Source organism: Metabacillus dongyingensis, from assembly GCF_019933155.2.
Classification (GTDB): Bacteria; Bacillota; Bacilli; order Bacillales; family Bacillaceae; genus Bacillus_P; species Bacillus_P dongyingensis.
Genome location: NZ_CP082944.1, coordinates 179,165 through 191,458, shown reverse-complemented (window position 1 = coordinate 191,458; position 12,294 = coordinate 179,165). Strand labels below are relative to the sequence as shown.

Here is a 12,294-nt window from a genome sequence, read left to right as displayed (position 1 = left end):
CATTCTTATCCAAATTAGCCATTGTAAAAGGCAGCCTTTAAAAATCATCATCCATTTTCCCTTTACGCATATATTGTCTACAACTGACTAAGGGGTGGGATATGAATGTCTGAAGATTACATTGTCTTAATGAAAAAGTGGTGTGAAAATATGTTAGAATGCTTTAATCAGTTACGTGATGAAAAACGAAAACATGGGGATCATCAAGACTTAGAGGTTTGGCTGCAGCAAATAAGCCAATTTAAAGAAGAACTTTCAACGGGATCATTTGAAGACAGCGAGATCTATGAACGTGCTAATTCACTATATGTAAAGCTTGCGGCTTATTTTGAACAAGACAGCGAAAATGAGCAAACTCGCATTCAAGCTGAATCCGTCACTGTCGTTCCAATCGGGGGGCACGCTCTTCCTCCGCTGCCTTATAAATATGATGCATTAGAGCCCTACATTGATCAGGAAATTATGAAGCTTCATCATGATAAGCACCATAAAAGTTATGTGGATGGATTAAATAAAGCTGAAAAAGAAATGGAGAAAGCACGTTTATCTAACAACTATGATCTTATTAAGCATTGGGAAAGAGAAGCTGCATTTCATGGAGCCGGCCATTATCTTCATACGATATTCTGGAGTATTATGAGTCCAAATGGCGGCGGAAAACCTGCTGGAAAGCTAATGAAGGAAATTAATCAAACCTTTGGCACCTTTGAAAAGTTTAAACAGCACTTCTCTGAAGCAGCTGACAAAGTTGAAGCAGTAGGCTGGGCAATTTTAGTCTGGTCACCCCGTGCACGGCGATTAGAGATCCTTCAGGCTGAAAAGCATCAAAACTTAAGTCAATGGGATGTCGTACCAATACTTGTCCTTGACGTGTGGGAACATGCCTATTACCTGCAATATAAGAATGACAGAAAAAAATACATCGAAAATTGGTGGAATGTTGTTAATTGGCAAGAAGCAGAAGGGCGCTTTCAAAAAGCACAGCAATTAAAATGGAAGCCTTTTTAATGACCATCGGATTTTCATGAATGATATGTAAAAAAAGGATGACTGAAAACAATCAGTCATCCTTTTTTTTGAACTATAAATCTGCTTTTTTATTTTAATGACTCATTGTACTCCTTTGAGTCCTCAAATCTGATTTTTTACTCATTTTAATGACTCATTGTACTCCTTTGAGTCCTCAAATCTGCTTTTTTACTCATTTTAAGGACTCATTGTACTCCTTTGAGTCCTCAAATCTGCTCTTTTACTGATTTTGATGACTCATTAAACTCCTTTGAGTCCTCAAATCTGATTTTTTACTCATTTTAATGACTCATTGTACTCCTTTGAGTCCTCAAATCTGATTTTTTACTCATTTTAATGACTCATTAAACTCCTTTGAGTCCTCAAATCTGCTTTTTTATTCATTTTAAGGACTCATTGTACTCCTTTGACACAACGAAACAGCCCCAAAGCATATTAACGCCCTGCACAAAGACAGCAAAAAGGACAACCCTGTACGGATTGTCCCTGATCCTCCTACTTATTATTTGCTGATAAACATCTGCGTCCAGTAATGGCCGTAAGATCCGCCTTTAGCGTAGCCTACACCAATTTCTTTGAAATTAGAAGACAGAATGTTCTTGCGGTGTCCTTCACTGTTCATCCAAGCTGTCACAACGCTTTTCGCTGTTGTTTGGCCCGCTGCGATATTTTCTCCTGCATAGCTGTACTGAATACCGAAGCTCTTCATCATATCGAATGGAGAACCGTATGTAGGCGATGTGTGACTGAAGTAATTTTTGTCACGCATATCTTCCGACTTATATTTTGCTACTCTCGCAACTTCCCAATTGGCCGTAAGCGGCTTTAACCCGTATTTGGCGCGTTCTTGGTTAACTAGAGTAACCACTTCGCTTTCCATGCTTTGATAAGCGCTTCCAGAAGGAATGTTAAGCGATTGACCCGGATAGATCACATTGGCATTTTTAACGCTTGGATTGGCTTTGATTAATTCCGTGACGCCAACCTGATATTTCGACGCAATTTTCCACATCGTGTCACCGCTTTTAACGGTGTATGTACTTGCAGCACTTGCTTGACTGCTGAATCCAAAGGCTAGAGCGACAACCAACAACATAAGTGATAAAGATTTTAATGTTTTCATAGTTTTATTTTATACGAATACTAGATTAGAAGAATAGCGGTAGTTTTTACCGAATAAAAGGGTTTGACTTTTTAGACAATATACATATGCCTGTTTTTTTGAAAAGGCTTTCTAAAATGAAAAAGATAATCGCTATTCTTCGTTTTTTTCTTCCAAAATCTTTGACATTCATATATAAATGATGTAAAGTACCAAATGGACGAACAATTAAATTGATATTCAACAATAACATTCGTATTTAGGGGTGTAAATCATATGGAAAATGTATTTGATTATGAAGATATTCAATTAATACCTGCAAAATGTGTAGTAAACAGCCGCTCAGAGTGTGACACAACAATCGCTTTAGGAAATCATACATTCAAGCTGCCTGTTGTGCCTGCCAATATGCAGACGATTATAGATGAAAGAATTGCGGTTAACTTAGCTGAAAATGGTTATTTCTATATCATGCACCGCTTCCAGCCGGAGAAAAGAAACTCATTTATTCAAGATATGAAATCACGCGGATTAATCGCTTCTATCAGTGTTGGTGTGAAAGAAGAAGAATACGAATTCATTGAGCAATTGGCTGCAGAGCAGCTGACACCGGATTACATTACAATCGATATTGCACATGGTCATTCTAATGCGGTTATCGAAATGATTAAGCACATCAAGAAGCATCTTCCTGAAAGCTTTGTCATCGCTGGAAACGTTGGTACTCCAGAAGCTGTAAGAGAACTTGAGCATGCCGGTGCAGATGCAACAAAAGTAGGCATTGGCCCAGGTAAAGTATGTATCACGAAAATTAAAACCGGATTTGGCACAGGAGGCTGGCAATTAGCTGCACTTCGCTGGTGTGCAAAAGCTGCAACCAAACCAATCATTGCTGACGGCGGTATCCGCACACACGGAGACATCGCAAAGTCGATTCGTTTCGGTGCTTCTATGGTCATGATCGGTTCATTGTTTGCAGGGCACGAAGAATCTCCTGGAGAAACAATTGAAATGGATGGAAAGCTCTTCAAAGAATATTTCGGCTCTGCTTCAGAGTTCCAAAAAGGCGAAAAGAAAAACGTAGAAGGCAAGAAAATGTACGTGGAGCATAAAGGCGCTTTAAAGGATACCTTGACTGAAATGGAACAGGATCTGCAGTCATCTATCTCGTATGCAGGCGGAACCAAACTTGATGCTATTCGTACGGTGGATTATGTGGTGGTTAAGAATTCGATTTTTAATGGTGATAAGGTTTATTAATTAATATAAAAGAGGAGACAGGTATTTTTTTGCCTGGCTCCTCTTTTTTCTAATAAAAAAAACAGCGACTGATCCCTCACCAATGTTGCTGTATCTTTTCTTATGGTTAGTTAAAGAAGAAAAAAATTTTCTTGAGAGGAATATATCCTCTCAAGAAAATTTTTCCTTTAATTTAGATTTATCTTTTAAAGAATCAAATGTATTAAATAAAAATTGTTCAACTGACCTTCTATTAACATTTAAATATTCTTTATCCAATGAAAATGTAATTCTAAACTCAAATCAGGATTGGAATGAATCTTCCGCGTTTCTGCTAGATGCTTAGCAATTGTTTGACGAAGCTTCCTGTTTCCTTGGGCTTCATCGTAGATTAATGGCTGGTCAAATCGCCTGTTCTTTAATATGAATTCAAACTCTTGATTTGGCGAAAAGACGACGAGCACCTGTGTGAGCGTATTCCACCTGACTCCGATTAGCGTAGCGACTTGAATGCCGCGCGGAGTTCTGCAGTGAAAAGCTCTGGCTGCTCCCACGCCGCGAAATGTCCGCCTCTGTCGAGCTTGTTGTAATAGATGAGTTTGGGATACGCCTTCTTCGTCCAACTCTTCGGGGCCTGATAGAGCTCATCAGGAAAGACGCTTACGGCTACCGGGATAGATACGCCTTTGACGTCGAAGAAGGAGTACTTGTTCTCCCAGTAGAGACGAGCCGCAGAAATCGCTGTGTTCGTCAGCCAGTAGAGTGTGATGTTGTCGAGCACATCGTCTCGCGTAAGGCCTCCGGGGTGTCCGGCAAAAGCCTTTGAGATCAGCTCCAGACTCTTCGCGTCATGGTCAATCATAAAGGCTGCCAATCCAACAGGCGAATCCACCAGTCCGGTCAGCGTCTGCGGGCGCGTCCCCATCAAGAAGGCGTAACCGCTGTGTTTGTAGAAGAAGTCCAGCTGCTGGACCGCGCGTTTCTCTTCGGCTGAGAGACCGGAGGGCAGCGGATTGCCTGACTGAATCGCCTTATCAATGTCGGGCGGAACCACGCCAGGCATGTTGGAGTGAATGCCAACCAGTCCCGGAGCCTTCTGTACTGCCATCAAATCCGTGATAAGCGCACCCCAGTCGCCACCTTGCGCCACATACTTCGTGTATCCAAGGCGCTTCATCAGCACTGCCCAGGCACGTGCGATGCGGTCGGGGTCCCAGCCGACCTTGGTCGGCTTGCCCGAAAACCCGTAGCCGGGCATCGACGGAATCACCACATCGAAAGCGTCTGATTCCTTCCCGCCGTATGCCGTGGGATCGGTAAGCGGCCCGATAATCTTCATCATCTCGATGATTGAGCCGGGCCATCCGTGCGTGATGATGAGGGGCAAAGCATCTTTATGCTTCGAACGAACGTGAATGAAGTGAATGTCCTCACCATCGATATTGGTGATGAACTGCGGCAGCGCGTTCAGCTTCGCCTCAAACTTGCGCCAATCGTAATCTGTTGCCCAATAGCGCGCGAGTTCCTGAATAGTTGCAAGCTGCACGCCCTGCGATTGATCCGAGACCGTTTCCTTGTCAGGCCATTTTGTCGCGAGTATGCGCCTGCGCAATTCGTTAAGATCCGATTCCGGAACATTTACATGAAACGGACGAATGGCGTTCTTATCAGTATGTTGCTTTTTTATCTTCTTTTGAATAGTTTGGGATTTTTGGATATTCTGTGCCAGGGCATTTGTGCCGCAGGTTGTCAATCCTAGGGACAGAGCCGAAATCATTGCCAAACGAAACCAGTATCTTCTGCTCATAAGTAGTAGCGCTCCATTCGGATAGTATTCTAGTGATACCCTTTTGTTAGGTTCCATCCGAAGTGCATTTCTTATTCCATTTTCTCAAAAAAGGTTACTTCACCAACAGCAGATAACAAACGGGACTAACGCAACCCGTCCGCTCCGTCCATAGAGGCTGATGACCATCACGATGATCAATATTTCGAAACGTCTGGCGAAAGGAGTTCCGACTTGGACCGGCGACACGCCCTTCTCACGAAGTTAGCTGGCTGAAGGAGCAAAGCATCTCGGTAAACGTCGGCAAGCTGACATGAGCATACATACCGGCACGCAAATCGACTCTCCGTTTCATTTCGATAACGAGGGGCGGAAAGTGACGGAACTGGATTTGGAATTGTACGCGGGACCGGTCCGAGTTATCGATGTCTCGGGCAAACCGAGCATAGCATCGGCGCAGAAGATTTGGGCGTGCATGAACTGAACGGAGTCGTCCGCTTGCTGCTTCGGACCGGTACATAGACTAATCCAAGCGTGTTCCCTACGGAAATAGCTTATTTGCGAGGCGATATTGCGCTCTTTCTGGCGAGCAAAGGAATTCGGCTCATCGGGGTGGACGTGCCGTCTGTCGACCCGCTCGACAGAAAGGAACTGTCTGCCCATCATGGTCTTCACGGGCACGACATTCAAATCGACCTCGAAAGAGAAGACTTAACGTCATCTGCAAGCAGACAATTCAAATCGTATTTAAATTTATTTCTGAATGCAATAATCGTTTCGCATGAAGGGAATATCACTTAACGTTCCTTTTGAAACACCAATCCTGACCGAAAAATTCTTTTTGATTTAATTCATTTGATTTTCTGATAAATCTGACTTTTCCATCCAGGTTCAACTGTATCAGCTCCAGAAAACAAAAATACCCCGTAATTAGTTTCAATTACGGGGTTCAAGCTCATGATGTCTGTTATATTGGAGTAAATGCTGAAACACTCAGCAGTCTAATACTTTATTTACTCAGTCTAGAACTTATTTTTCAGTCTAATACTTCATTTTCCTTGAACAGTCGCTGTTTCTCTATAATCCCTCTTACTCAACCGTAACACTCTTAGCAAGGTTACGCGGTTTATCAACGTCACAGCCTCTGTGAAGGGCTGCATAGTAAGCAATCAGCTGTAAAGGAATAACAGAAGCAAGTGGTGTCAGTTCCTCATGTATTGCAGGAAGAACGAAACGGTCATCTTCTTCTTCTAGACCTTTAAGCGCGATGATGCATGGGTTAGCACCGCGTGCTGCTACTTCCTTAACATTTCCGCGGATGCTTAAGTTTACGTGCTCTTGGGTTGCAAGCGCGATAACAGGCGTGCCGTTTTCAATCAGCGCGATTGTTCCGTGCTTAAGCTCTCCACCGGCAAATCCTTCTGCCTGGATGTAAGAGATTTCTTTCAGTTTAAGCGCACCTTCAAGTCCTACATAGTAGTCTACAGAACGGCCGATAAAGAAGCAGTTGCGTGTTGTTGAAAGGTATTCACGTGCAATGTACTCCATTTCGTCTTTCTGATCGCAAAGGACTTCCATTGCATTTGCCACGATGCCAAGCTCTTTTACAAGATCAAAGCTTAACTCTACACCTCTTGCTTCAGCCGTGACAGCTGCAAGAATGGCAAGTACGCCTAATTGTGCTGTATAAGCTTTCGTTGAAGCAACAGCGATTTCAGGACCAGCATGAAGCAATAACGTGTGGTTCGCTTCACGTGAAAGGGTTGAACCAGGTACGTTTGTAATGGTTAATGACTGGTAGCCATGCTCTTTAATTTGAACAAGAACGGCACGGCTGTCTGCTGTCTCACCGCTTTGTGAGATAAAGATGAATAATGGCCTTTCTGATAAAATCGGCATGTTGTATGAGAATTCACTTGCAACATGAACCTCTACCGGTTTCTTAGCCCATCTTTCAATGAATTGCTTACCGACAAGACCTGCATGGTAGCTTGTTCCGCATGCTATGATATAGAGGCGGTCTGCAGAGCTGATAGCATCTACAATTGCTGGATCAATTGTCAGCTTGCCTTGATCATTTTGATATTTTTGGATGATTTTGCGCATAACAAGCGGCTGCTCATCCACTTCTTTTAACATATAGTGAGGGTATGTTCCTTTTTCAATATCACTGGCATCTAATTCTGCTGTATAAGGAGCACGGTCAATTGTTTCACCTTGAAGGTTTTTGATTGTAACAGCTTCACGTTTCACAATGACGATTTCTTTATCCATCAATTCTACATATTGGTCTGTTACCTGCAGCATCGCCATTGCATCAGATGCAACAACGTTGAAGCCTTCTCCAAGACCAACAAGCAATGGGCTTTTATTTTTAGCAACAAAAATCGTATCTGGATTTTGATTGTCTAAAAGCGCGATCGCATAAGAACCTTTTAAAATGGAAAGTGTTTGGCTGAACGCTTCTTCCACGTCCGCTCCTTTATTAACGAATTGTTCAATGACCTGAACAACTACTTCTGTATCTGTATCACTGACTAGCGCAACATCCTGAAGATATTCGCGTTTCAAGCTTGAATAGTTTTCAATAACACCATTGTGCACTAGCGTAAAGCGGCTTGATGCACTTTGATGCGGATGTGAATTGCGTTTGCTTGGTGCACCGTGAGTCGCCCAGCGGGTATGTCCAATCCCTGCTGTAGACATTACATTTGCATTCACTTCTTCACGAAGAATGGCAATGCGTCCTTTTTCTTTGAAAACATGCACGCCATCTTCATTGATAACAGCAATGCCCGCTGAGTCATATCCGCGATATTCAAGCTTTTCTAGTCCACGCAATAAGATTTCTTTCGTATCCTGTTGTCCAATATATCCTACGATTCCGCACATAATTAATGTATCCTCCCAAATAGGCGGGGGACAGGTCAAGCCACGGGGACCTTTTGCTGTCCCCTCACACATGTCTATATTTTTTTTAGTTTAATTACGTTCTTCCCTTTGTGCAAAAAGTTGCCTCTTTGTTTTCAGGAGAGAGCTTACGGCTGTAATTGTCAACCGGGAGGCATCCGCCGAACTTTCGATAATCCTCCATCCTCGTCAACTAAGCTATTTTCGGTCCGCTTAGTTCAGGCGCTTTTCATTAATACAACCTCACAATGCTCCTTTCCATTCTAAAATAAAAACACAAAAGTAATCATACTATATTAACCTTCAAATCGTCAATTAAGTACTTAGCAAATGTGGATAGAAAGATGCACTATTCAGTATATGTTTTTATTGAAAAGATTGTTCTTGACTGAATTTACCCTATTTCATCAGCAACTCAAACATTCCGCAATCAAGGACTGTCCAGCTGCGCTGAAGATAAAAAGACAAGAAGCAATGAGGTATGGTTATAGTATTCGACTTGTCCCATCAGGTTTATGACTGTGAAAATCAGTTAAATTCAAGCAGGTGAAAATTGCGGCATATTCACGATAATTATTTTTGAAGAAAATAGAAAAAGGGCCTGCCTTATAGGCAGACCCGTGATTGCTTTATTCCGTTCCCATTTCTTCTTTCACTACAGCAACGATGCGCGTAACATACTTCTCGCATAATTCTGCTGTTGGCGCTTCTGCCATTACACGCACAAGCGGCTCTGTGCCTGAAGGGCGGACAAGAATGCGTCCGTCTCCATTCATTTCACTCTCTACTTCTGCAATGACCTGCTTCACTTTCATGTTGTCCGTTACCTTATACTTATCCGTTACCCTCACATTAATAAGCAACTGAGGGAACTTTTTCATTTCAGCTGCAAGCTCGGATAACGGCTTGCCAGTTACTTTCATGATATTCACTAATTGAATAGCTGTAAGCAGACCATCACCCGTTGTATTGTGATCAAGGAAGATAATATGGCCAGACTGCTCGCCGCCAAGATTATAATCCCCTTTTTTCATTTCTTCCACAACATAACGGTCTCCTACAGCCGTTTGAGAACTCTTCATGTTGTTTGCTTCAATTGCTTTATAAAAACCAAGGTTGCTCATGATTGTAGAGACAACTGTTTCTTTTTTCAATCTTCCATGCTCATTTAGGAATTTTGCACAAATAAACATGATTTGATCGCCATCAACGATTTGGCCTTTTTCATCAACAGCGATCAGGCGGTCTCCATCACCGTCAAAAGCAAGACCGACATCAGCCCCTTTTTCCATAAGGAAACCGGCTAATGCTTCTGGATGTGTAGAACCTACGCCATCATTAATATTCAATCCATTTGGAGTTGTGCCCATAGTTGAAACATCAGCATCAAGATCTGCGAACAAGTGCGTTGCAAGAGATGACGTAGCACCATGTGCACAGTCAAGTGCAACGTGGATGCCTGTGAAATCTTCGTCTACTGTTTGTTTCAGGAATTGAAGATATTTTTGACCGCCTTCGAAATAGTCATTAACTTGTCCCAGATCAGCGCCAACAGGTCTTGGCAGTGAGTCTTCTTCCTGATCCATTAAACCTTCTATTTCTAATTCCTGCTCATCTGACAATTTAAAACCGTCAGGACCAAAGAATTTAATTCCGTTATCTTGAACAGGATTATGTGAGGCAGAAATCATAACACCCGCTTGTGCTCCAAGAGCCTTTGTTAAATATGAAACACCAGGTGTTGAAATAACTCCTAAACGCATCACCTCAGCACCGATAGAGAGCAGTCCTGCAACTAGCGCACCTTCTAGCATATGACCTGAAATACGTGTATCTCTTCCGATTAACACTTTTGGGCGGTTCGCATTTTTTGTTAATACGTAGCCTCCAAAACGACCGATTTTAAACGCTAATTCAGGTGTTAATTCACTATTTGCAACGCCTCTTACTCCATCTGTTCCAAAATACTTTCCCATTCTTTTATCGCTCCTTTAGACAGTTTCAATCATCACGATTGCTTAGAAGAAATTTTCACTTTCACTTTATCTACAGGAAGGGTCCATTTAATATCCTGCGGCCCATTCACTTCTACCTTAACATCATGCTCTCCGTCGGACAGATCTGTCACATTTACAAATAATTCAAGATCAGACGGCTTAATATTCGTCAATACACTAGGTGCTCCAACAACACTTAAATCGAGCTCTTCGGATTCCGGCTCAAGGAACTGAATAATTTTCCCTTCCCCTAAACCCCGGATATTAACAGGCAGATTCTCAAGTATTTTTTCTTCTTCTTTTTCAACGTCAACTTTAATTTGGATTTTTTCGGGACTTACTTTTGTCACTCCGTCAGGTACAGGAATATCTACATCGAGCACGGTATCATCTTTGATTTTGCTTAAATCCACTGTTACACCATCTATAAATTCAAGCGGATCAATCACATCCAGCGGTCCGTATATGGTCACTTCGTTCGGCACTGCTTCAATGTTTGAGATGCTTAATCCTTCTCCAAGCTCGCCTTCATTCTTAAGTTTAAAAGGAAGCTTCTTGCTTGGACTTGTAATCGGCACTGTCACATCAACAACAGAAGGGTAGACCTCTAAAGGCAGGATGTTTCCGTCGTCGTCATATACCGTGACTTTTGATTCTTGCTCAATGGTTTCATTAGCATTTTGCAGATTCACCCTTGACTTGATCATAGCAATGCTGTCAATAAGCGTTTTAGATCCGGTTACTCTTACAACACTCGGTTTAACAATTGGGTCCTGTGCTGTATAACCAGTTTCAATCTGGTCTTTATTTATAAAATCCACTTGTACCGGAAAATCACGTGTAACTTTCTCCTCCACATTTACAGTGATAATGGAAGGGTTCAAATTCACCTCAAGATTATCCGCTATATTCTTATGCTTTAATTGAACCCGGTGTGAGCCGATGGACAGATCCGAGAGTTCAGCATAAATTTCAAAATCTTTAAGCTGCTTTGCCTTTAATAGTGAATTAGTTGGCCCGCTCAGCGTAACAGCTACCGTTTCAGGCACTCCTGTCACAATAACATCTTCTTGATCCAAATACGTTTTCACTTCAACATCAGGAATTGTTTCTGTATCTTTTGCAGACTCAGACGGCGCAGATGGAAATACGGATGTTACTGGCCCCGGCTGTTTTTTCGGAGCCGGCGTTTCGAAATTAACAGATACATAAAGAATGAGCGCCATTAACAGTGCAATTATTCTCATTACCCAATGATTATTAATCATCTTATCCATTTTTCTTCCCCCTCCACTGCCATAGGTTTGAGGAAGTGACCTTTGCCTGCTTTCCAAATTCGGAAACCAAGATTTCACTTAAAGCTTCAACGGTTAGATTTCTGTGAAGCTCTCCGTTTCTGGTCACAGAAATACTGCCCGTTTCTTCAGAAACGACTATCGTAATACTATCGGTTACTTCACTGATCCCAACTGCTGCCCGGTGCCTTGTCCCTAATTCTTTTGAAATAAAAGGACTTTCGGACAGAGGCAGATAACATGCAGCCGCAGCAATCTGATTTTTCTGGAGAATAACAGCTCCATCGTGAAGCGGAGTATTCGGGATAAAGATATTAATTAAAAGCTCAGAAGAGAGAGCTGAATGAAGCGGTATGCCCGTTTCTATGTAATCACTCATCCCTGTTTCTTTTTCAATCGTAACTAATGCGCCAATTCTTCGTTTTGCCATATAATCTGTCGCTTTTGTGATGGCATCGATTATTTTTTGTTGTTCTTCCTCCTCTGGAGCTCCGCTTCTTGAGAATAATTTCCCTCTGCCCAGTTGCTCTAGCGCCCTTCGCAGCTCAGGCTGGAAAATAATAATGATCGCAAGAAAACCCCATGTTAATGCTTGGTCCATGAGCCATTGCAAAGTCTGCAGCCCTAAGTACTGGCTCAGTGTACGAACGAGAATAATAACGATAATGCCTTTCAGCAGCTGAACGGCCTTCGTTCCCCGTATCACCATAATCAACTTATATATAACGAACCAAACCAGGAGAATATCAACGGCGATGCCGAGGTAATGCAGTAGTGGAAATTCCTCAAATGCCATATTCTCTTCCTCCATCAGTTTTAGTCATTTGCATAGGACTATAACTACGATATTATACCATATATTCTGCAATTAAACCGTATTGTACTCACATAAGCAAAGCGCAGGCCAGCAGATAAGACTTCGGCAAAAAATACCGG

8 protein-coding genes and 1 pseudogene are annotated in these 12,294 nt (G+C 42.3%); 3 read left to right on the top strand and 6 right to left on the bottom strand.

The annotated features are described in order from the left end of the window. Nucleotides 1–105: 105 nt before the first annotated feature. The gene (locus K8L98_RS01090; RefSeq protein ID WP_223438971.1) at nt 106–1,008 is read left to right on the top strand and encodes a superoxide dismutase; all 903 of its coding nucleotides are present in this window, start codon (nt 106–108) and stop codon (nt 1,006–1,008) included. Nucleotides 1,009–1,531: 523 nt separating this feature from the next. Here the strand turns inward: K8L98_RS01090 and safA are convergent. Then, nucleotides 1,532–2,152, bottom strand: coding sequence for a SafA/ExsA family spore coat assembly protein (gene safA, locus K8L98_RS01085; protein ID WP_223438970.1), 621 nt, complete (start codon nt 2,150–2,152; stop codon nt 1,532–1,534). A gap of 255 nt (nt 2,153–2,407) precedes the next feature. On the opposite strand from safA, the gene guaC reads away from it, so the two are divergent. Further along, a complete protein-coding gene (gene guaC / locus K8L98_RS01080) occupies nt 2,408–3,391 on the top strand; it encodes a GMP reductase (protein WP_223438969.1) in 984 nt (327 codons plus the stop codon). A gap of 472 nt (nt 3,392–3,863) precedes the next feature. Here guaC and K8L98_RS01075 read toward each other — a convergent pair whose 3' ends face one another. Further along, nucleotides 3,864–5,177, bottom strand: coding sequence for an epoxide hydrolase family protein (locus K8L98_RS01075; protein ID WP_223438968.1), 1,314 nt, complete (start codon nt 5,175–5,177; stop codon nt 3,864–3,866). A 157-nt stretch (nt 5,178–5,334) separates the two neighbouring features. Between K8L98_RS01075 and K8L98_RS01070 the strand changes: the two are divergent. Next, nucleotides 5,335–5,849 (top strand): annotated as a pseudogene (locus tag K8L98_RS01070) (cyclase family protein); the annotation flags it as partial. 396 nt (nt 5,850–6,245) lie between these two features. Here the strand turns inward: K8L98_RS01070 and glmS are convergent. From glmS to cdaA, 4 genes are all read right to left on the bottom strand, one after another. Then, nucleotides 6,246–8,048, bottom strand: a complete 1,803-nt coding sequence (gene glmS / locus K8L98_RS01065; protein WP_223438967.1) for a glutamine--fructose-6-phosphate transaminase (isomerizing) — start codon at nt 8,046–8,048, stop codon at nt 6,246–6,248. A gap of 647 nt (nt 8,049–8,695) precedes the next feature. Beyond that, nucleotides 8,696–10,042 carry a phosphoglucosamine mutase gene (gene glmM / locus K8L98_RS01060; protein ID WP_223438966.1) on the bottom strand — a complete coding sequence of 449 codons (1,347 nt, stop codon included), beginning with the start codon at nt 10,040–10,042 and terminating at the stop codon, nt 8,696–8,698. A 32-nt stretch (nt 10,043–10,074) separates the two neighbouring features. After that, entirely contained in the window at nt 10,075–11,340 is a 1,266-nt protein-coding gene (locus K8L98_RS01055) for a CdaR family protein (RefSeq protein WP_223438965.1), read from the bottom strand. Then, a complete protein-coding gene (gene cdaA / locus K8L98_RS01050) occupies nt 11,333–12,154 on the bottom strand; it encodes a diadenylate cyclase CdaA (protein WP_223438964.1) in 822 nt (273 codons plus the stop codon). Before cdaA ends, K8L98_RS01055 begins: the two co-directional genes overlap by 8 nt. Nucleotides 12,155–12,294 lie beyond the last annotated feature (140 nt).